This window comes from Paenibacillus sp. 1781tsa1 (assembly GCF_024159265.1).
Classification (GTDB): domain Bacteria; phylum Bacillota; class Bacilli; order Paenibacillales; family Paenibacillaceae; genus Paenibacillus.
The window spans coordinates 3,886,446-3,907,327 of the sequence record NZ_JAMYWY010000001.1 but is presented as its reverse complement, the minus strand read 5'-3'; the positions used below and the strand labels follow the sequence as shown (position 1 = coordinate 3,907,327).

The window sequence follows — 20,882 nt, the reverse complement described above, 5'->3', positions numbered from 1 at the left end:
TATTGATGTGCATGCTATGTTTACAATGAAAGCGCCATCATGAATGGGTTCATTGACATTTCATTATCATATTTCACTTGGGAAGGAAGATGGAATTGATGAAAAATTTGCTCAAAAAGGCAACCGCAATGATGCTGGCATTGGCCCTACTGATTGGATTAATGACAGCGCCCGTTCATGCAGACACACCGTTGTTCACGATCGAAAGCGAAGATGCGCAGCTCACCCCGGATCTTCAAGTGGTTACTTCAATCTATGGACAACCCAAGCCTGGATTTTCAGGGGCCGGATTTGTCTGGATGCAGAACTCTGGCACATTAACCTTCACAGTAACTGTCCCGGAAACCGGCATGTACGCGATCTCCACACGATATATGCAGGAACTCAGTGCAGATGGCAGGTCACAAAATTTAATCGTGAATGGTGTTACGAAAGGTGCGTACATGCTGCCTTACACGACAACATGGTCAGACTTCGATTTTGGCTTTCACAAGCTGAATCAGGGTGCCAACACGATTGAGCTGAAGGCTGGCTGGGGCTTCGCGTATTTTGATACTTTTACAGTGGATCATGCGGATCTGGATCCCCTGAATGTGCAGCCAGTTCTCACTGATCCTGAAGCTACACCGGAAACTCAAATTTTGATGAATTATTTAACGGAGGTATACGGAAACCATATTATTTCTGGTCAGCAAGAGATCTACGGAGGAGGGAATGACGGAGATACAGAGCTTGAATTCGAGTGGATTCATGATCTGACCGGAAAGTATCCGGCAATCCGTGGCTTTGATCTGATGAATTATAATCCGTTGTATGGTTGGGAGGACGGTACAACCGATCGCATGATTGATTGGGTGAATAACCGTGAAGGTATTGCAACAGCTTCCTGGCATATCAATGTTCCTCGTAATTTCAATACGTATGAGCTTGGGGAATTTGTAGATTGGAAAGAAGCTACGTACAAGCCAACCGAAACGAATTTTAATACAGCAAATGCGGTAATACCCGGTACCAAAGAGTATCAATACGTGATGATGACCATCGAGGATCTGGCAGAACAATTGCTGATTTTGCAAGATAACAACGTTCCGGTTCTGTTTCGTCCGTATCATGAAGCAGAAGGCAACGGGGGACTGAACGGGGAAGGAGCATGGTTCTGGTGGGCTTCGGCAGGCGCAGAAGTATACAAAGAGCTATGGGATCTGCTTTATACCGAATTGACCGAGACGTATGGTTTGCACAATCTGATCTGGACCTATAACAGCTACGTATACAGTACTTCTCCGGCTTGGTATCCGGGTGATGATCAGGTAGATCTTGTCGGATACGATAAATACAATACGATCTACAACCGTTATGACGGTTTGTCGGGCGTGCCCAATGAGGATGCGATTACCTCGATTTTCTATAAGCTTGTTGAGTTGACAAACGGTACGAAAATGGTAGCCATGACGGAGAACGATACCATTCCAAGTGTGAAAAATCTGACCGAGGAGAAATCAGGATGGCTGTACTTCTGCCCTTGGTATGGCGAGCATCTGATGAGTTCTGCATTTAATTACCCGGCAACACTGAAAACGCTTTATCAAAGTGATTATGTCATTACGTTGGATGAGCTGCCGAATTTAAAGGTTAACAATCCCAATCCCAGCGCATCCATTACCCCTGCAAACGTTGATTTTGACAAATATGCACCCAATCAAGCCGACAAAGCCGTAACGGTGAATGCAAATGGTAATACGCTGACCGCTCTTCGGGCAGGCAACCATGTGTTGACCGCAAATACGGACTATACCCTGAGCGGAAGCACATTGCTGCTGAAAAAAGCTTACCTGGCGACACTGCCGGTTGGCGAACACTCGATTGTTCTGGATTTTAACCAAGGCCAGGACCCTGTGTTAAAAGTCAAAATCGTGGATTCAACACCGGGCACCAATGCTGTGATTTCACCTGTGAATGCAACATTTGATAAAGCGACGAATTCCGCGCAAGATATGAATGTATCTCTCACCTTGAATGGCCGACAGCTTACAAGCATCACCAAGGGGAATGTTACTCTTGCATCGGGTCAGGATTATACAGCATCCAGCTCTGCTGTTGTTCTGAACAAATCCTATCTTGCCACGCTGCCCCTGGGCCAGAATGTGTTGACCTTTCACTTCAATGGAGGAAATAACGCTGTGCTTACAGTGAATGTGGTAGACAGCACGGTTACTGTGCCCGCCGGAGATTTGACGATTCAAGCTTTTAACGGCAATACAAGTGCATCCACGAACGGAATATCACCCAAATTCAAATTGGTCAACTCTGGTGATTCGGCCATTCCGTTGAGTGATGTCAAACTGCGGTATTACTATACAATTGACGGAGAAGAAGCTCAGAGTTTCTGGTCTGACTGGGCCAGTATGGGCAGCACAAATGTAACGAGCCAATTCGTTAAACTGGAGACTCCAGTTGCCGGAGCGGATCATTATCTTGAAGTGGGCTTTACAAGTGCAGCGGGAACATTGAATGCAGGTCAGAGCGCAGAGGTTCAAGCTCGCTTCTCCAAAAACAATTGGACGAATTATACCCAGACTAATGATTACTCGTTTAAGGCATCTGGCAGTCAGTTTGCAAACCATGATAAGGTTACCGGGTATGTGAATGGTCAGCTGGTATGGGGACTTGAGCCGTAAGCAAGAGAGAACAGTTGAGGGGCTGGATCAGGGGTTGAACCTCTAATCCAGCCTTTTATGATGTTAGACGGTGTACAACCGCTAGACGGAATATTCTTTTTCAAGCTCAGTACGTGACAATGTATCCCTATCTGTTCATATGCGATCTATTATCTTTTTCGTATAGCCCATGATGAACTGAAGAAGCAGACCTGCGCAACACACAGTTAATAATGTACCAAGCCCGATCGGTCCACCAAAAAGGAATGCCAGCATCAAAAATACAAAGTAAATCAATGTTCTCGATACAAATAAGGGGGTTCGCGTGATTTCGTGCATAATTAATGTTAAGCGGTCAATTGGAATGGGTGCAAAATTGGTCTGTAAATAGATGGCCGTGCCGATACTTATGATCACTAATCCAATGACAAAAGTCATTAGTTTGCTGTACCAAACTTCGGGCGTGATTAAAGATTCAGATACATATAGCCATATATCAATCCCCACACCAGTAATGAATGCGGTGATGAGCCCCAGAAACTCGGGTTTTTGCTGCTTCAAAAGCGAATTACATCCAATTAATAGGAAAGCAATGATGACCTCCCAGCTACCTACACTAAGCCCTACATGATGTGACAGCCCTACCAGAAGTGCATCAAACGGTGAGGTACCTAGTTCAGATTGGATGGTAAGGGAGATGCCAAGCGTTAAGATTAGAATACCTGCGACAAAAAGTAAATATTTCAAATTCATTCAACCTCTTTTTTAATATTATGTTGCAAATACAACAAAATTGAGCTAAATTCAATGTAACCCTTTTTTAGTGCATTTGCAACAAACGATTAACTTGTTAAAGGAATGTGAATATAGATGACGATTCGTATAGAGTTATGTACCATTGAACATGTATGTGAATTACAGGAGATTAGTTATGAGACGTTTAATGAAACGTTTAAAGCGCAAAATTCACCCGAAAATATGAATGCTTATCTGGAAAAGGCGTTTAATCGGGAGCAATTAGAGACTGAACTATCCAATGCGGAATCACAATTTCTTTTTGTCTATGTCAACGATAAAATTGCAGGGTACATGAAGGTAAATATCAATGATGCGCAGTCTGAGAAAATGGGAGTGGAATCCCTTGAGATCGAGCGTGTGTACATCAAAAAAGAGTTCCAAAAACATGGCCTTGGTAAAGTGCTGCTCGATAAAGCCATAGAGATGGCAAAAGAACATCACAAAACGAATATTTGGTTAGGCGTATGGGAGAAAAACGAAAATGCCATCGCATTTTATGAAAAGATGGGGTTTGTACAGACAGGAGCCCATGCTTTTTACATGGGAGATGAGGAACAGATTGATTTGATAATGACCAAAACGATACTGTAACTGGTTCATTGAGGGGAAAGCTTGGGAGAAAAAATGCTAATTAAGCAGAATTCTTTCGGGCTTTTTTATGTTTTACCAGAACCTTTGAATAATAAAAGGCAGAAATGAACGAGAAACGTTTCATAATAAATATTATGTAAACTTATTATTTTCGATGACCATTATAAGCTGCATCTATGGCATTAGTAAAAGTTAAAGTCCTGATTAATACATAATTGGCAGTAGAATTCAGCTTGATAATCGTTAAGGGAGCCGATTGACCTCGAGGACGCTCATTACAGTTTATTAGTTTATTTCTGCGTTTGGACAGCCAGTTGAAAATCGTTTTCGTTTGTCGTCTAATAGATCGTGTTTTGTTCTTAATAATCACTATATTAGTTGTACATATTCCTTGTTAAAAGAACTTTTTGCGTATGAAACGGGCGTGTCAATTCATCATGTTAAACTATTTGGTTTTAAACGCGGAAAATGGAAAATAAAATTAATATTTCAAGTGAGAAAACAGGTGGATTGGATTCTTGAAACAGGCCGAAAAAAGGGTGAAATCAATCGAAATATTAATTGGATAAATAAGGTATAAATCGTCAAAAAGGCGCTGCTGCACCGATTACAGATCAATTTCATATGGATTTGCGATGGATTTAGTACCGCTTTCAAGTTATGCTTTTGGAAATTGGAAAGGAAGTGGGAAAAATGGAACGCGAACTGGCGTTGGAAATTGTCAGAGTAACAGAATTGGCTGCGTTAGCTTCAGCACCTTGGATGGGACGAGGCGACAAGAACAGTGCAGATGAAGCGGCTACTTTGGCCATGCGCGCCATGTTCGATTCCGTGTCCATTCGCGGCACGGTGGTAATCGGTGAAGGAGAAATGGATGAAGCACCCATGTTGTACATCGGCGAGGAAGTGGGCAACGCTGAGGGACCTGAGGTTGACGTGGCTGTAGACCCGCTCGAAGGTACAGAAATCGTGGCCAAAGGACTAAACAACGCTTTATCGGTTATTGCAGTGGCGGGAAAAGGTAACCTGCTCCACGCACCGGACATGTATATGGAGAAATTGGCGGTAGGGCCTGCGCTTGTAGGCAAGGTCAGCATTGAAGACCCAGTTGAAGTCACACTGGAGAAAGCCGCTGCCGCATTGAACAAAAACATCTCGGATCTGACGGTGATGATTCTGGATCGTGTGCGACATGAGAGCACAATCAAGACACTCCGCAAGGTCGGCGTGCGGATTAAGTTCCTCAGTGACGGTGATGTTGCGGGTGCAATGGCACCGGCTTTCCCGGAGGCAGGCATTGATCTGTATGTCGGTTCTGGAGGAGCACCAGAAGGTGTACTGGCTGCCGCAGCGCTGTCTTGCCTTGGGGGCGAGATTCAAGGTCGCCTGATGCCTGCCAACGCGGACGAATTCCAGCGCTGCCTGCAGATGGGGATTGATAATCCATACAAAGTGTTAACGATGCAGGATATGATCGGTACAGAGGACGTCATTTTTGCTGCAACAGGTGTGACACCAGGTGAGATCTTGGGAGGGGTACGGTATCTTGCGGATGATCGCGCCGAGACGGATTCAATTGTCATGCGTGCAAAAACCAAAACCATTCGGTTTATTCGTTCCCAACACTTCCTGCCTAACAAAGAAGTGCTGCACAAAGTAAGACAGCTCCAATCCACGCCGGAACCATCGGACCGCATTCCGAATCATGTGAAAACGATGGAGCAGGCTGAGTTTAGTCAATCCTCCGTTGATCATGGCGTTACAACAACGCTGTAAGCTGGACTCTCCATTCATTGATCAAATAGCATCAACTGAGAGCGTTTTAATGAGTTTGATAAGTAACTTGAACCCCTAAGATTACAGGTGCTTGAATCATTGAAAGTACCATCTCTGGTAAGATAATAATGAGGGCTTGGATTAATCCAAACCCTCATTTTTTTTGTGTTAAAAGCATTGACAACGGTTACATGGCATGAGAAAATGTACGCGCGTACATAAATATCGATTTTTAATTATTACATCATTAATAGGTGAGCTAGAAAGGGTTGAAATTCATGGCATCACGTAAAGAAGTGGCTGATCTTGCGGGTGTTTCCGAGGCGACAGTCTCCCGGGTGCTTAATGGGGTAGGTCCTATTAAAGAAGAGACACGCCGCAAGGTTCTTGAAGCTTCCGAACAGTTAGGCTATGTGCCCAGCGCTCTTGCTCGCAGTTTTGCCAGAAGTAAAAGCGGGAACCTTGGCGTAGTATTGCCTTATGTTCCGAAGGCGCATCTGTTCTCGGCGTATTTTTTCTCGGAAATGCTGAGTGGGATTGGAAGCAAAGCCAGAGACAATGGCATGGACCTGCTGGTTATGTTCCGGACACCCGGTGAAGTGATGAATTATACGGATCTGTTCCGGCGTCAGAAAGTGGACGCTTGCATTATCCTTGGTGCCAGAGATGAACATGAAGAACTGGCAGCCTTACAGCAGCTTCACCAGGAAGGACACCCGTTCTGTGTCATGAATCAGCATTTTGCGGGCCAATCGTTCACGGAAGTGGATGCGGATCATGTGGAAGGAAGCAGGCTTGCTATACGCCATCTGACGGATCAGGGGTATCGCAAAATCGCTTTTCTCAATGGTCCAGACAGTTATTCCAACAGCCAGGAGCGAATGGAAGGTGTCCGTCTTGGCCTGCAAGAAGCAGGTATGGAACTGGATCCGAGTCTATTGCTTGAGGGGAATTATAGCAGACGAAGCGGCATTGAGGCGGCAGCGATTGTAGCAGATCGGCTACATGAGATTGATGCTGTATTTGCGGCCAATGACCGGATGGCCATTGGTGTCATGCATGGTTTGCGTGAGCGGGGAATAGGACCTGCGGATTTTCCGGCATTTGTGGGTTATGACGACTCCGATGCCGCCGAGATGGCGGTTCCGCCGCTGAGCAGCGTCAGGGTTCCATTTTTCGAGATGGGTGAACTTGCAGCATCGAAGGTTATGCATGGGTCTGTGGGTGAGACGCATCAAGCGAGTAACCCTGTACCAGCAGTAACCGAATCAGCGAGAGCGTTGTTGCCTACCGAATTGATCATCCGTGCTTCTTCTATCCGTCAATAGTTTATTGGTTGGTACACATATTGAAAGACTTTTTATAATTCCAAAGGAGGAAATGACCATGTCAAATCGTCTTCGTGTCGGAATGGTTGGATACAAGTTTATGGGGAAGGCCCACAGTAATGCCTATCGCAGTCTGCCGATGTTTTTCCCGTCTGCTCCGCTGCAGCCTGAGATGTCTGTGATCTGTGGACGTAACGAGCAGGGAGTGCAGGAGGCAGCGAATCAGTTCGGCTGGTCCGAAAGTGTAACCGATTGGCGCGAACTGGTGAAGCGGGATGATATCGATCTGATTGATATTAACGCGCCAAGTGATGCCCACAAGGAAATTGCGTTGGAAGCAGCCCGTCAGGGCAAGCACCTGTTTTGTGAGAAACCACTCGCTCTGTCCCTCGCGGATTCGCGTGAGATGCTTCAAGCCGCAGAGGATGCTGGAGTCGCCCATATGGTGGGGTTCAACTATCGTTTCTCACCAGCGGTGCAATTAGCGAAGGATCTGGTGGAGAGCGGACGACTGGGTAAAATCTATCATTTCCGTGCATTTTTCCTTCAGGACTGGATCATGGACCCTTCGTTCCCGCTGGTATGGCGTTTGCAAAAAGAAGTGGCTGGCTCCGGTTCCCATGGGGATCTAGGCGCGCACTTAATCGATCTGGCTCGTTTCCTTGTTGGTGAATTCCAGGAAGTCATCGGAATGAGCGAAACCTTCATCAAAGAAAGACCACTTGCAGCCGAGATGACCGGGTTGAGCGCAAAGGGCAGTTCAAATGCGGATGCACCGAAAGGAGAAGTGACCGTTGACGACGCGACGCTGTTCCTGGCCCGATTCGCAGGAGGTGCGCTTGGCAGCTTCGAGGCTACACGTTTTGCAGCGGGCCATCGCAGTACGAACTCGTTTGAGATTAACGGCAGTCTTGGCAGTGTACGGTTTGATTTTGAGCGGATGAACGAACTGGAAGTATATTTTACAAAGGATGAAGAGGACGTACAGGGATTCCGCCGTGTACTGGCAACCGATCCTGCACACAAGTATTCAGAAGCTTGGTGGCCTGCCGGACATACAATTGGATTCGAGCACACGTTCACGCATGAAATGTTGGAGCTGGTGACAGCGATCTCTGAAGGACGACAACCATCACCAAGTTTCCACGATGGGGTCGCTTGTCAGGCTGTACTGGAAGCGGTAGAACGTTCGGTGACGGAGCGACGCTGGGTGACAATTGAAGAGATGTAAGTGAGCAAGCAAGGCGGAGGAAGTCAGGATTAGCATTGAGCACAACTAAACTAGTTGAAAGCGAGTGAATAAACGATGAGTAAAGCACTGATTGTATGGGGCGGCTGGGATGGTCATGAACCGGAGCAGGTAGCAGCGATTTTTGAGCGTATATTGAAGGAAGAGCAGTTTGAGGTTGAAGTCTCCAATACGTTGGAGTCTTATGCAGATGCAGAGAAGTTGATGGGTCTGGATTTGATCGTACCCTTGTGGACAATGGGACAGATTGAGCAGGAACTGGTCAATAACGTATCAGCGGCTGTTCAGAGCGGTGTGGGCTTGGCTGGTCTTCATGGCGGGATGTGTGATGCCTTCCGAAATAACGTAGACTGGCAGTTCATGACAGGTGGACAATGGGTTGCTCATCCAGGTAACGATGGTGTGGAGTATATGGTGAACATGAAGCGTGGTTCTAGCCCGTTACTGGATCATATTGAAGATTTTCAGGTGAAAAGCGAACAGTACTACCTGCACGTAGACCCGGCAGTGGAAGTGTTGGCAACAACTCGTTTCCCAGTGGTGACTGGTCCGCATGCGGCGAATGGCCCCGTAGATATGCCTGTTGTCTGGACGAAACGTTGGGGTGCAGGACGGGTATTCTACAACTCCCTGGGACACCACGCAGACATTGTAGACATGAAACCTGTGACAGAAATGATGCGCAGTGGTTTCAAATGGACAGCAGCAGGCAAAGAGCTTGCCAAGAGTCGAGTAAGTGCAGCAACCGAAGTGTATACAGGTATGGCGGACAACCAGAACTAATGAGATTGTAGTTTGAACGTAAACGTAACTTCAGTGTCAACCATTCATCCTCAAAGGATAAACCATTTCTGATCCACGGCGAAGGGAGCCCCAGGCATGAAAACAATGAAAGTAGGCATTATTGGCTGCGGTAAAATCAGCGGTATTTATATGGAAAACTGTCACCGGTTCGAGGTGCTGGAACTTGTTGCTGTTGCGGATCTTGATCGGAAACGTGCAGAGGAGCAGGCTGCAGCCTATAACGTGCCAAACGTATACAGCGTGGATGAAATCTTGGCTGATCCCGAGATTGAGCTGATCATCAACCTGACGATTCCTTCCGTTCATGCGGATGTATGCTTGCGGGCCCTCGAATCAGGCAAACATGTATATGTGGAAAAACCGCTTGCAGTTACCCGTGAGGAAGGTCAGGCTGTGCTCGAAACAGCGAAGCGTAAAAGACTGCTCGTGGGCTGCGCACCAGAGACGTTCTTTGGATCAGGCATCCAGACTTCACTTCAATTGGTGGAGGAAGGAGTGATCGGCAAGCCGGTGGCGGCGACCGCATTTATGATGAGCCGTGGTCATGAACACTGGCACCCAGATCCGGAGTTTTATTACGCATCAGGCGGTGGGCCAATGTTTGACATGGGTCCGTACTACCTCACGGCATTGGTTCAACTGATGGGACCGATCAAGTCCATTGCGGGCATGACAGGTAAAGCCATGGAAGAACGGACGATTACGAGTGAGAAAAAGAGAGGCCAAGTGGTTCCTGTCGAAATTCCAACTCACGTTACGGGTCTGTTGCAGTTTGAACAGGGAGCCATTGGCACGCTGATTACGAGCTTTGACGTATTTGGCGGAAGTGCACTGCCACCGATTGAGATATATGGCACGCATGGCACATTGCAGGTACCTGATCCCAACACCTTCGGTGGTCCGGTTCGTTATCGCTTGCTGGGTGAACAGGAATGGACGGAAGTTCCGCTTCTCCCAGGATATCAGGAAAATACTCGCGGCATTGGTGTGGCAGATATGGCCTATGCAGCTCATAGCGGACGTGCACATCGGGCGAGTGGGGAACTGGCATACCACGTACTTGAGGCCATGTGGGCATTCCATGATTCATCAGATGAGCAGACGTTTTACCAGATGAAAAGCTCGTGTCAGCGCCCGGCTGCATTGCCGGTGGATCTGCCATTATACACATTGGATAAGTAAGATAACTATTAAGGTTGACGTAAGGTTTACCTTATGACGAATAGCCCCTTTTCCTCCAAACCAGGAAAGGGGTTATTTGTTATTGGGCGATCGGAAGGTTGTTCTGTCATCGAAGTGTCCAGTGTAAATATTCTTTGGTTCAACTTATATAGTCATTTATGGCTCAAATCCCGCCTGACTAATCCAGATCTCATCTTCGGCAAAATAGTCTTTCATCCGCTGAACAACAGTCTGATATGCATCTGGATGATACCAGTGCTCCATCCCCACTTGCTGGTAGAGCGACTCCATGCCGAGTCGCCGGGTGCGCTTGCCCTCACTTCCATCGCCCATGAAATAATCGTCAATGCATACGCGCCCAACCAGAGGTCTCAAGATGGCTGCAAACTGTTCACTGCTGGGTAATACGGGAGCAATCGCAACCTGTGTTGGTATTCCGGCATCCCGCAACTGTTCCAATGCACGTAATCGGCCTGCAATCGGTGGAGCGGAAGGACTGAAATGTTTGCGCATATCGTCCAGATCCGTCTCCACAGTCATACTGACCCGAACCCGGTCACCTAACTGTAGTAGCAGATCTATATCCCGTGTAACGAGTGGACTGCGGGTTTGGACCAATACAAAATCGGGCGGATACTGTACCATCGTTTCAAGCAATGAACGCGTGATACACTCCTTGTACTCAGCGGGTTGATACGGGTCTGTACTGGATGACATGAACAGCGTGACTTTGCCTTTCGCCAGGGCACGCTGCAATTCTTTGGCGAACACTCGGGAGGCCTCCTGTTTCACATCAACCCAGCTCCCCCAATCCTCTTGGCGAAATAAAGAGACTGGCATCTGTCTGACATAACAATAGGAACAACCGAAGGCGCAGCCTGTGTAAGGATTCAACGTATGTGTATATCCATTAAGGAATCCTGTTCCTTTGTTCAGTAACGTTTTGGGTACTTTGTAAGAAAGGTTGGTTTTCATGAGTTGTCATACCTTTCGCGATAGTGTGCAGGTGTAAGACCTGTGTGTTTGCGAAATACAGTAATGAAATAAGCTGAGTTAGGTATACCGACATGGCGTCCAATATCCGTGACAGTAAGTCTGGTAAGTTCAAGCAACTTTCGGGCTTCGGTGATTCGTTTTTCCTGAATATATTGAACCGGTGTGCGGCCTGTAATCCGCTTGAACACACGATGCAGATGATAAGGACTGCCATGACTTACAGTGGCAAGGACATCCAAGGTTAGAGGTTCGGCGTAATGATGTTCAATGTAATCGGTGATCCCATATATCCACTCCTGATCAGGTACCCGCTCGCCTGTAGGTTTGCAACGTTTGCAGGGTCTGAACTCTCGTGCCAACGCTTCTTCAACACGTTGAAATATCAGCACATTTTCAGCTTTGGGTGCTCTTGACTTACAAGAGGGGCGGCAGAAAATACCCGTTGTCTGCACGCCGTAAAAGAAAGTTCCATCATAAGAATTATCGTTGTGGATGATGGCATGCCAGTATTTTTCATCTATCGATTTGGGCAGTATGCGATCTTGATCTGGACTTTCCATGGTGCTCACCTCATCTCTAATTATACCCTTGATTCGAAGGGATTGACGAAGTTTTAACTTAAAAAGCAAGATATCAATATCTGGGATACAGTACCTTCCTTCAATCTGAACGAAATATGAGCTACAATATATAGGATGGTATTACAGGTTATATAGGTTCAACTAAACTTTCTACACGAGAACGAAGAGGACAGAAATAACGTGAAGAAGCGAAGCGTTCGCCTTTATCCCCGGATTTTCCCTTTGAAGAAGGGAATTAAAAAAAATCTGGGGATAACAGCGATCGGAAGGTTATTCTGTCATCGGAGTGGTAAGTGTAGATACTTTAGTTGGATTCATATAGAACTCAAATGAAATTTATAGATGAAAGAGGTAGGTAGGCATGGTTCGTTTTGGCGTAGTGGGTACCAACTGGATTACAGAAAGGCTTCTTGAAGCCGCAGCACAGGTTGAAGGATTCAAATTAACCGCCGTGTATTCAAGAACTGAAGAAAAGGCTAATGCATTTGCAGATAAATATGATGTTGAACATCGATTCACCGATCTGGAAGAGTTGGCGGCAAGTGATGTGATCGATGCAGTCTATATCGCAACACCGAATACGGTTCATGCGGAGCAGGCTGAACTTTATCTGAGAAACGGTAAACATGTATTGTGCGAGAAACCTCTGGCTGCAAATAGCGCCGAAGTTCGGAGGTTGATCGATACAGCACAAGAACATCAGGTTCTGCTCATGGAAGCGATGAAATCTACTCTTGTTCCCCAGTTCAAAATGGTGCAGGAAAACCTGCATAAAATCGGTCCTGTCCGCAAATACGTAGCAGGATACTCTCAGTATTCTTCGCGTTACGACAAGTACAAAGAAGGGATTGTCCTGAACGCGTTCAAGCCTGAACTCGCCAATGGCGCGTTAATGGATCTCGGTGTATATTGTCTCTACCCATTGATTACATTGTTTGGTGCACCTAACCGTGTTCAGTCCCAAGCGATGATGCTGGAATCTGGGGTGGATGGACAGGGCAGCGTGCTACTGGATTATGATGGGATGGATGCGGTCGTTACATACTCCAAAATCTCCAACTCTCATCTACCAAGCGAGATTATGGGGGAACTGGGCAGCATCATCATTGACAAGATCGGTTCACCAGAACATGCAGAGATACGATACAATGACGGTACGGTGGAGCAACTCACAGTCGAAAAAAACCATCCGGCGATGTATTATGAAGTGGAGGAGTTCGTGAATCTGGTTCAGGAAGGCAAAAAGGAATCCGACATGAACACGTATGAACGTTCTTATGTTACGATGCAGGTCATGGATCAGATTCGGAAGCAGATCGGGCTTGTGTTCCCTAACGATTGATTCCAAAACGGAAAGGTAGCTGAGACGAGATGAGCAGAGATGAGCAGAGCAACAATAGAGATGATCAGAAGAACAGCAGAGAAGATAACCGTGTCAATGATTCTGGTGGATTGGAACTGTCACAGATTGTTTTCATAGGAAGAACCTTCGAGGAATATATGAAGATGTTCAACTTAACGGTAGAGGAGATTACTGGCAAGTCGATTCTGGATTGTCCCGGCGGAGCATGTTCGTTCAGCAGTCAGGCGCGCAAGTTGGGTGCAGACCCTATAGCGGTGGATATTGCCTACGAATACGGGATCGACGAGCTTGAAGTAAAGGGATATCAGGACATTGAGCATACGATGAAACAGATGGTACCCGTGCAAGACATATATGTGTGGGATCAATTTGGATCAATCCAGGGGTTAAAGGAAGAGCGAACTCGTGCCATCACAGATTGCATCGCAGATATGAGAATGTTCCCTGACCGTTACGTAGCATCGGTGCTCCCAGATCTTCCTTTTGCCGATGAACAATTCGATCTGACGTTATCCGCCCATTTTCTTTTTACGTATGCGGATCGATTGCATGTTGATTTTCATGTTGCAACCGTAATGGAGCTGCTGCGTGTGAGCAAACGAGAGGTTCGCATTTTCCCAACAGTGGATCTGTCTGGCGAACGTTACAAGCACATGGATGAATTAAAATTAATACTCGAACAGCGTGGATACGCCGTTTCCGAAGAACTAACTTCATATGAGTTTCAAAGGAATGCTCACACCATGCTTCACATTGTTAAACATAATTGAACAAGATAGGAGGTTTTTCGGATGAATAAAGTCCTTATACTTGGGGGTACACGCTTTTTTGGCAAACGTCTCGTGGATCACTTACTGTGGGAAGGGAAGTCGCAGATCACAGTCGCCACTCGTGGTAAAACAGATGTTGACTTCGGACCCGAAGTGAACCGGATCAAGATGGATCGTGAAAACCCGGAATCTCTGGCAGAGGTTGCGCAGACAGACATGTGGGATGTCGTGTACGACAATATCTGTTATTCCCCAGATGCGGCGAAATCGGCATGCGAGGCATTCGCTGGGCGAACCAAAAGATACGTTTTGACATCCACACTCTCGGTGTACGGTGATCCCAGACCTGGATTTAAGGAAACGGATTTTGACCCGTATACATATCCGTTACAGTATGGGAGTGCGGAGGATTTTTCGTACGGAGAAGGTAAACGGCTTGCAGAAGCTGTGTTTTTCCAGGAAGCGGATTTCCCAGTTGTAGCGATGCGTATTCCAATTGTACTCGGAATTGATGATTATACGAGAAGACTTCATTTTCATATTGAACATGTGCAAAAAGGAAAACCGATTGGCATGCCAAATCCGGATGCGGAGATTGGATTTATCAATTCCACCGAAGCGGCAAGATTCCTCGCTTGGCTTGGACATTCGTCCATTACCGGTCCGGTGAATGCAGCTTCCAAGGGTGCGATTACACTGTCAGCCATGATACATCTTATTGAGACGGTCACGGGCATGCAGTCCCAGATCCTCACAGAAACGGTGAAAGAGGACATGTCACCCTTCGGAATTGAGCAATCATGGACGATGGACATGACCAAGGCAGAACAAGCTGGATATACGTTCGAACCTCTAATGGATTGGTTCCCAGGACTCGTTCGTGAGGTCGCTCTCGCATTACAATCGGAGCGGTAGAATATCGGCTTGGATGGAACCAAAATGAAACTGAATGAACCTGACGAACCAACCAGTTCGGACGAATTGGGTCATTCCAACGTATGAACATCAAACAGGGTGCAACCAGAGCGTAATCTCCGGTGCACCCTGTTCATGTTGTACATTTTTCGAATTTGAACGGGAGCTAATCCAGATAGGTGGGACTAATCATTTACACGATAATATTTAGTCAACTCTGGTGCTTAACTCTATTTTTGCTCACGTGGAGCAGTAGCTGAAGCCCGTATGCGCAGTTCTGATGGTAGAATGACGGTTTGGGCTTCGGAAGGGGCCATGCCCTCAATTCGGTCAATCAGCATTTGTACGCCCTGAAACCCAAAGTCATATGCTGGCTGTGCAGCTACGGTCAGAAAAGGATCAAAAGCAGAAGCCAGATCCAGATCGTCGAAACACACAACGGAAATGTCTTCTGGTACACGCAGTCCTCGTTTGCGCAAAAGCCGAATGACCCCAATCGCCAGCATGTTGTTGGCTGCAAAAATGGCTGTTGGTTGCTCCCGTTGTGAGAGTAGTCGATCCAGTCCCTCTTCATCGGTGAAATTCCGGTACCCGGTTCGCAGCACAAGCTCGGGATCGATCTCAGCTCCGGCCTCACGGATACCCTCTATATAACCTTCCTCCCGCAGTCTGGCGGTAGAAACCTCGGAAGAACCATTGACCAGAGCAATGCGCCGGTGCCCCAATTGCACCAGATAACGGATTAGCTCAATTGCACCTTCCCGGCTATCTCCGGCAATGATATCTGACGTAATACCAGGGACGGTTCGGTCCAGAAAGACAAACGGTATGTGACGTTCCTGCAACTGTTTCAGATGAGCTAGAGAACGATCTCCCGCCGGGGCAAAGAGTACACCATCCACACGAGTAGACAGAATCGCATCTACGTAATCCTTTTCCTTATTGTAATCCTCGTCACTATTGCCGAATAAAAGACGGTACCCACGAAGATGGGCTGCATCTTCAGCACCACGGGCGAGTGTTGTATAAAAAGGGTTGGTAATATCGGTAATAAGCAGCGAGAGCATCTGGGTTCGCTGAAGCACAAGGCTGCGTGCATTGGAGTTCGGGATGTAGCCAAGTTCGTCGATCACCTGTTGCACACGTTCGCGTGTCGCGGAACTTATGCGGCCTGTATGGTTAATGACCTTGGAGACCGTCATGGCGGAGACGTTGGCTTTTTTGGCAATATCGTAAATGGTAATCATTAGGGACCTAACCTTTCCGCAACATAGTCTTACCATTCTATAGGATAATGCCAATTGACAGCAAGATAGGCTCATGCTATGTTAGGGTTACCGATAACCCTAAAGGGTTCTGAACGTCACTACTACATAAACCATTTTGTTAAATTCGCTCATGCACGTTCCATTTTCTAGAATAGGGGAACTACATACAAAGCTGATTAATGAAATGGTTTATTGGTATTTTTTCTTTTTTAAATATGTAAACGTATTCAATAGTCGAGAAGGCTCTGGATAATCTGTGTATGCAGTTCTTGTGTGCCGCCCGGGTATCGGTTGTATTTCCGTCATTATCTCACGCCATTCAATACACTTGGATCAGACAAAAGATTTCTCAATTCAACCCAAATTCTATGAAACGAATTGAAGGAGGACACTTTAGTATGACACATCAGGATTATCGTTATAAGCAGGCTTTCCCCAAGATTGGTATTCGTCCGACGATTGATGGAAGACGCAAAGGGGTTCGTGAGTCACTGGAAGAGCAGACGATGCGGATGGCGACATCCGTTGCCGAGCTGCTTGCAGCCGAACTGCGTTATCCAGACGGTTCCGCGGTGGAATGTGTTGTCGCTGAGACTTGTATTGGCGGTGTGGCCGAGGCGGCCGCAGCATCTGAATTGTTCAGTCGTTCCAATGTGGGCGTAACGATCACCGTGACACCATGCTGGTGTTATGGTACGGAAACCATGGATATGTCGCCATCCATCCCTACTGCCATCTGGGGTTTTAACGGGACTGAACGTCCGGGTGCAGTATATTTGGCAGCGGTACTCTCTGCCCATGCACAGAAGGGAATTCCGGCCTTTGGGATCTATGGAGAGGATGTGCAGGACGGCGGAGATACAACGATTCCCGATGACGTGCGCGAGAAATTGCTTCGGTTCAGTCGTGCGGGTCTTGCAGCCGCTAGCTTGAAAGGGCAAGCTTATCTATCCATTGGATCAGTATCCATGGGGATTGCGGGTTCGATTGTGAACGATTCATTTTTCCAGGAGTATCTGGGTATGCGCAATGAATACGTGGATATGAGCGAACTTACTCGCCGTATCGAAGAAGAAATCTACGACCCCGAGGAGTATAAACTCGCGCTGGCATGGGTGAAGGAGAATTGTAGCGAAGGTCCGGACAACAACGCTGCCCATCTGCAAACGGATCGCAAACGCAAAGAGTACGAATGGGAAACGGTTGTGAAAATGACCCAAATCGTGCGTGACTTGATGGCGGGCAACCCAAGGTTGGCAGAGCTTGGGTTTACAGAAGAATCGATGGGCCACCACGCGATTGTATCCGGCTTCCAGGGACAACGGCAGTGGACGGACCATTCTCCGAACGGAGATTTTCTGGAGTCCATATTAAACTCTTCCTTTGACTGGAATGGCAAGCGTGCGCCCTATCTGGTTGCAACAGAGAATGATAGCTTGAATGGTGTGTCCATGTTGTTTGGTTCGTTGCTCACACATACGGCTCAGATCTTCGCTGATGTGCGTACGTATTGGAGTCCGGATTCGGTACAGCGTGTGACGGGGCATCAGTTGGAAGGAAACGCGAAGGATGGCATTCTGCATCTGATTAACTCCGGTTCCGCAGCTTTGGATGGCACAGGACAACAGTCCAGAGACGGGAAGCCTGTCCTTAAGCCTTTCTGGGAAATTACAGATGAGGAAGTTCAGGACTGTCTGAAAGCCACATCGTGGAGACCGGCATCCGTTGAATATTTCCGCGGGGGCGGCTATTCTGCGGATTTCCTGACCAAAGGTGGTATGCCTGTAACGATGACACGTCTGAATCTCGTCAAAGGACTGGGACCAGTGCTGCAGATCGCTCAGGGTTACACGGTTGATCTGCCTGAAGATGTGCATGATACGCTGGATCAGCGAACAGATCCAACATGGCCATCCACCTGGTTTGCACCTGTTCTAACCGGATCGGGAGCGTTTACTTCCGTATACGAGGTCATGAATCAGTGGGGTGCGAACCATGGCTCCATCTCGTATGGACACATCGGTGCAGATCTGATTACGCTCGCTTCCATGCTACGCATTCCGGTAAATATGCATAATGTACCTGAATCGGAGATTTTCCGTCCGCGTGCATGGGGATTATTCGGCACAAGTGAACCGGAGAGCGCAGACTACCGTGCTTGCAATGTGTTTGGCCCGTTATATCGCTAAAATAAAGTTCCATTCCTGTCAAACGCCATGTTCCTTATGAAATGAAGGTAACATGGCGTTCTCTTGAAAGCTATGTTCAGAACTCGAATACGGCTTATCGCGTAGAGTTAAGGAGGCTTGAAAGAATGGGCAATCAAGCAACACATGTGCTTGCTGCCGATTACGGCGCCGGTAGTGGACGGGTAGTCCGGGGTTCTTTTGATGGAAACAGACTCTCGTTACAAGAATTACATCGATTCAACAATGAACCCGTGCAGCTGGGGGATGGATTGTATTGGGATTTCCTGCGACTTTTTCATGAATTAAAACAAGGCATTGTGAAAGGGACGCAAGGCGTCTCTCCAACGGTCCGTTCTATAGCTGTGGATACGTGGGGAGTGGACTATGGACTGGTAGATGGGGCGGGAAGATTATGCTCGAATCCACGTCACTATCGGGAGGCACGCAATGCGCAGTGGATGGAAGAAGTTCTGCACCTTGTGAAAGAAGAAGAACTGTACGCCATGTCTGGCGTTCTGCCGCAGCAAATCAATACGGTATTCCAATTGCTAGGCAGTGTGCGAGAGCATGTCAAAGGTTTGCGTCCGGATGTACGCATGTTATTTATGCCAGATTTGTTTCACTATTATCTATCCGGTCAGCAGGCTTGTGAGTATACGATTGCAAGTACCAGCGGGCTGTTGCATGCAGGAGAGGCGCGTTGGAATGAGCAACTGATTGGACGTCTTGGTATACCGGAAACATTATTTCCAAAACTCGTTCAGCCTGGTACCGTGCTGGGGCAGTTAACGAATGATTTATGCGCCGAATTACGGACTGGACCGATGCAGGTAGTCTCTGTGGGCTCACATGATACCGCATCTGCCTTGGCAGCCATCCCTGCGATGGATTCGAATTTCGCTTTTATCAGCTGTGGAACCTGGTCTCTTATGGGTGTGGAGCGTGATACACCTGTATTGGATGACCGAAGTCTTGCATTGGGATTCACCAATGAAGGGACCGTAAGTGGTAAAGTACGTACCCTGAAAAATCGTTCAGGTTTGTGGCTGCTACAGGAATGCAAACGACAGTGGGAGCGGGAGAATCAACTTTTTACACATGAAGAACTGATTCAATTGGCTACCTTGGCAGCGCCGCATATAAGTTACGTATCGCCGGGAGATAGCGTATATTTGGCGCCAGGGAATATGGTTGAGCGAATATGGCAACAATGCAATGCCAGCGGACAGACAATACCTGAAACGACTGGAGCGGTTGTACGCTGCATTCTGGAAAGTCTTGCTCTGGAATTCAGACAGACGCTGGATGAACTGCAGTTGATTACAGGTACAAGACCTGGTGTCATTCATATGGTTGGTGGCGGTGTGCACAACCGACTATTGTGCCAGTTTACAGCCAATGCAGCCGGCGTACCGGTGGTGGCAGGCCCGGCAGAGGCAACTTCAGCCGGGAATTGCATGCTGCAATTCCTTGCACATGTAGAAGTGAGTAGCTTGGCTGAGGTCCGGGAGGTCATGGCTACTTCCTTTTCCCCCGAGACCTATGAACCTGCGGATACAGAGGTGTGGCAAGAAGCTTATGAGAACTACCAAAGTCTGAATCAAATCATAAGGTAATGAACAGATTCAATACAATGAGCATGGACATAAAATGCTAAAAAAGAAAAGTTCGAGGAGTGGTGAGGAACATGTCTGAACAGCAAATAAGGGAAGAGTTGACGAAATATGCCCGCAGAGCAGTTGCCCAAGGACTGGTCGTAGGCCCAGGTGGTAATCTCAGCGCCCGTTCGGAGGGGACGATGTTGTTGTCTCCGAGTGGTTACGCGCTTGAAGATCTGGAGCCTGAAGAATGGATTGCAATTGATATTGCGACCGGAGAGACTCGGGCCGGAGCAACACGCCCTTCCTCTGAAGTATTGATGCATCTGTACAGCTATCGTGTGAATCCGGATATTCAAGCCATTGTACATACACATCCGGCATATACAATCGCACTCAGTCTCGTTTTCGATGAATTGCCACACTTGTTTCCTGATCAGTCGGCATTGGTGGGCGATATTGGATTCGTGCCATACGTTCTGCCAACGACCAAACTTCTCGCGGACGCAGTCTCAGCAAAGGTCGAAGAACATACGGCACTCATTCTCGTCAATCACGGATTGGTCACAACGGGTAAAAACCTCCGTGAAGCCCATTACCGCACCCAGGTAGTGGAAGAAAGTGCGAAGGTGTATATGATCGCCAAGGCAGCAGGGGAACCTAAAGTACTTACTGCCGAAGAATACAAGGAAATCCAATCTCTTGAGAGTGAAGCATACCGTGTGCAGTTGCTGCAACAACTCAAGTCCTGAGACCTTATTTGTTCATTCGTGAGTGTGTTCATGATTCAAAATATTACTATCTTAAGGGCAGTTTG

At 47.3% G+C, this 20,882-nt stretch carries 17 protein-coding genes; 13 read left to right on the top strand and 4 right to left on the bottom strand.

The window, feature by feature from the left end; all coding sequences use genetic code 11:
* Positions 1-98: 98 nt before the first annotated feature.
* Entirely contained in the window at positions 99-2,678 is a 2,580-nt protein-coding gene (locus NKT06_RS17125; RefSeq protein ID WP_253436921.1) for a X2-like carbohydrate binding domain-containing protein, read from the top strand.
* 135 nt (positions 2,679-2,813) lie between these two features.
* On the opposite strand, the gene NKT06_RS17120 is transcribed toward NKT06_RS17125, so the two are convergent.
* Positions 2,814-3,404 carry a YczE/YyaS/YitT family protein gene (locus NKT06_RS17120; protein ID WP_253442623.1) on the bottom strand — a complete coding sequence of 197 codons (591 nt, stop codon included), beginning with the start codon at positions 3,402-3,404 and terminating at the stop codon, positions 2,814-2,816.
* Between the two features lie 123 nt (positions 3,405-3,527).
* On the opposite strand from NKT06_RS17120, the gene paiA reads away from it, so the two are divergent.
* The 6 genes from paiA to NKT06_RS17090 all read left to right on the top strand — a co-directional run bounded on the left by paiA (position 3,528) and on the right by NKT06_RS17090 (position 10,385).
* The gene (gene paiA / locus NKT06_RS17115) at positions 3,528-4,046 is read left to right on the top strand and encodes a spermidine/spermine N(1)-acetyltransferase (RefSeq protein WP_253436918.1); all 519 of its coding nucleotides are present in this window, start codon (positions 3,528-3,530) and stop codon (positions 4,044-4,046) included.
* Between the two features lie 693 nt (positions 4,047-4,739).
* Complete coding sequence (glpX, locus tag NKT06_RS17110) at positions 4,740-5,822, top strand: class II fructose-bisphosphatase (RefSeq protein ID WP_253436915.1); 1,083 nt, start codon at positions 4,740-4,742, stop codon at positions 5,820-5,822.
* Between the two features lie 278 nt (positions 5,823-6,100).
* On the top strand, positions 6,101-7,150 hold the full coding sequence (locus tag NKT06_RS17105; RefSeq protein ID WP_253436911.1) for a LacI family DNA-binding transcriptional regulator: 1,050 nt from the start codon (positions 6,101-6,103) through the stop codon (positions 7,148-7,150).
* Between the two features lie 58 nt (positions 7,151-7,208).
* Entirely contained in the window at positions 7,209-8,381 is a 1,173-nt protein-coding gene (locus NKT06_RS17100; RefSeq protein WP_253436908.1) for a Gfo/Idh/MocA family protein, read from the top strand.
* Positions 8,382-8,456: 75 nt separating this feature from the next.
* Positions 8,457-9,182: a ThuA domain-containing protein gene (locus NKT06_RS17095; RefSeq protein WP_253436905.1), complete on the top strand. Its 726-nt coding sequence runs from the start codon at positions 8,457-8,459 to the stop codon at positions 9,180-9,182.
* 96 nt (positions 9,183-9,278) lie between these two features.
* On the top strand, positions 9,279-10,385 hold the full coding sequence (locus NKT06_RS17090) for a Gfo/Idh/MocA family protein (RefSeq protein WP_253436902.1): 1,107 nt from the start codon (positions 9,279-9,281) through the stop codon (positions 10,383-10,385).
* Between the two features lie 156 nt (positions 10,386-10,541).
* On the opposite strand, the gene NKT06_RS17085 is transcribed toward NKT06_RS17090, so the two are convergent.
* Together NKT06_RS17085 and NKT06_RS17080 are read right to left on the bottom strand one after the other, a co-directional pair.
* Positions 10,542-11,360, bottom strand: a complete 819-nt coding sequence (locus NKT06_RS17085) for an SPL family radical SAM protein (RefSeq protein ID WP_253436899.1) — start codon at positions 11,358-11,360, stop codon at positions 10,542-10,544.
* Positions 11,357-11,941: a bifunctional transcriptional activator/DNA repair enzyme AdaA gene (locus NKT06_RS17080; RefSeq protein ID WP_253436896.1), complete on the bottom strand. Its 585-nt coding sequence runs from the start codon at positions 11,939-11,941 to the stop codon at positions 11,357-11,359. Before NKT06_RS17080 ends, NKT06_RS17085 begins: the two co-directional genes overlap by 4 nt.
* A gap of 382 nt (positions 11,942-12,323) precedes the next feature.
* Between NKT06_RS17080 and NKT06_RS17075 the strand changes: the two genes are divergently transcribed.
* From NKT06_RS17075 to NKT06_RS17065, 3 genes are read left to right on the top strand one after another with little or no spacing between them, the layout of a single operon-like run.
* Positions 12,324-13,304 (top strand): Gfo/Idh/MocA family protein, encoded by a 981-nt coding sequence (locus NKT06_RS17075; protein WP_253436893.1) that lies wholly within the window; start codon positions 12,324-12,326, stop codon positions 13,302-13,304.
* Positions 13,305-13,333: 29 nt separating this feature from the next.
* A complete protein-coding gene (locus tag NKT06_RS17070) occupies positions 13,334-14,095 on the top strand; it encodes a class I SAM-dependent methyltransferase (protein WP_253436890.1) in 762 nt (253 codons plus the stop codon).
* A 21-nt stretch (positions 14,096-14,116) separates the two neighbouring features.
* Complete coding sequence (locus NKT06_RS17065) at positions 14,117-15,010, top strand: NAD-dependent epimerase/dehydratase family protein (RefSeq protein WP_253436885.1); 894 nt, start codon at positions 14,117-14,119, stop codon at positions 15,008-15,010.
* 230 nt (positions 15,011-15,240) lie between these two features.
* Here the strand turns inward: NKT06_RS17065 and NKT06_RS17060 are convergent, their stop codons facing one another.
* Positions 15,241-16,257 (bottom strand): LacI family DNA-binding transcriptional regulator, encoded by a 1,017-nt coding sequence (locus NKT06_RS17060; RefSeq protein ID WP_253436882.1) that lies wholly within the window; start codon positions 16,255-16,257, stop codon positions 15,241-15,243.
* Positions 16,258-16,676: 419 nt separating this feature from the next.
* Between NKT06_RS17060 and NKT06_RS17055 the strand changes: the two genes are divergently transcribed.
* The 3 genes from NKT06_RS17055 (at position 16,677) to NKT06_RS17045 (ending at position 20,817) form a co-directional block, all read left to right on the top strand.
* On the top strand, positions 16,677-18,467 hold the full coding sequence (locus NKT06_RS17055) for an L-fucose isomerase (RefSeq protein ID WP_253436880.1): 1,791 nt from the start codon (positions 16,677-16,679) through the stop codon (positions 18,465-18,467).
* A gap of 125 nt (positions 18,468-18,592) precedes the next feature.
* Entirely contained in the window at positions 18,593-20,083 is a 1,491-nt protein-coding gene (locus NKT06_RS17050) for a rhamnulokinase (RefSeq protein WP_253436877.1), read from the top strand.
* A gap of 71 nt (positions 20,084-20,154) precedes the next feature.
* The gene (locus NKT06_RS17045; RefSeq protein WP_253436874.1) at positions 20,155-20,817 is read left to right on the top strand and encodes a class II aldolase/adducin family protein; all 663 of its coding nucleotides are present in this window, start codon (positions 20,155-20,157) and stop codon (positions 20,815-20,817) included.
* Positions 20,818-20,882: the final 65 nt, after the last annotated feature.

Excerpts from the sequence above, each read along its gene's own strand:
- NKT06_RS17125 (WP_253436921.1), top strand. The coding sequence starts at position 99 with ATGAAAAATTTGCTCAAAAAGGCAACCGCAATGATGCTGGCATTGGCC.
- paiA (WP_253436918.1), top strand. The coding sequence starts at position 3,528 with ATGACGATTCGTATAGAGTTATGTACCATTGAACATGTATGTGAATTA.
- glpX (WP_253436915.1), top strand. The coding sequence starts at position 4,740 with ATGGAACGCGAACTGGCGTTGGAAATTGTCAGAGTAACAGAATTGGCT.
- NKT06_RS17105 (WP_253436911.1), top strand. The coding sequence starts at position 6,101 with ATGGCATCACGTAAAGAAGTGGCTGATCTTGCGGGTGTTTCCGAGGCG.
- NKT06_RS17100 (WP_253436908.1), top strand. The coding sequence starts at position 7,209 with ATGTCAAATCGTCTTCGTGTCGGAATGGTTGGATACAAGTTTATGGGG.
- NKT06_RS17095 (WP_253436905.1), top strand. The coding sequence starts at position 8,457 with ATGAGTAAAGCACTGATTGTATGGGGCGGCTGGGATGGTCATGAACCG.
- NKT06_RS17090 (WP_253436902.1), top strand. The coding sequence starts at position 9,279 with ATGAAAACAATGAAAGTAGGCATTATTGGCTGCGGTAAAATCAGCGGT.
- NKT06_RS17085 (WP_253436899.1), bottom strand. The coding sequence starts at position 11,360 with ATGAAAACCAACCTTTCTTACAAAGTACCCAAAACGTTACTGAACAAA.
- NKT06_RS17080 (WP_253436896.1), bottom strand. The coding sequence starts at position 11,941 with ATGGAAAGTCCAGATCAAGATCGCATACTGCCCAAATCGATAGATGAA.
- NKT06_RS17075 (WP_253436893.1), top strand. The coding sequence starts at position 12,324 with ATGGTTCGTTTTGGCGTAGTGGGTACCAACTGGATTACAGAAAGGCTT.
- NKT06_RS17070 (WP_253436890.1), top strand. The coding sequence starts at position 13,334 with ATGAGCAGAGATGAGCAGAGCAACAATAGAGATGATCAGAAGAACAGC.
- NKT06_RS17065 (WP_253436885.1), top strand. The coding sequence starts at position 14,117 with ATGAATAAAGTCCTTATACTTGGGGGTACACGCTTTTTTGGCAAACGT.
- NKT06_RS17060 (WP_253436882.1), bottom strand. The coding sequence starts at position 16,257 with ATGATTACCATTTACGATATTGCCAAAAAAGCCAACGTCTCCGCCATG.
- NKT06_RS17055 (WP_253436880.1), top strand. The coding sequence starts at position 16,677 with ATGACACATCAGGATTATCGTTATAAGCAGGCTTTCCCCAAGATTGGT.
- NKT06_RS17050 (WP_253436877.1), top strand. The coding sequence starts at position 18,593 with ATGGGCAATCAAGCAACACATGTGCTTGCTGCCGATTACGGCGCCGGT.
- NKT06_RS17045 (WP_253436874.1), top strand. The coding sequence starts at position 20,155 with ATGTCTGAACAGCAAATAAGGGAAGAGTTGACGAAATATGCCCGCAGA.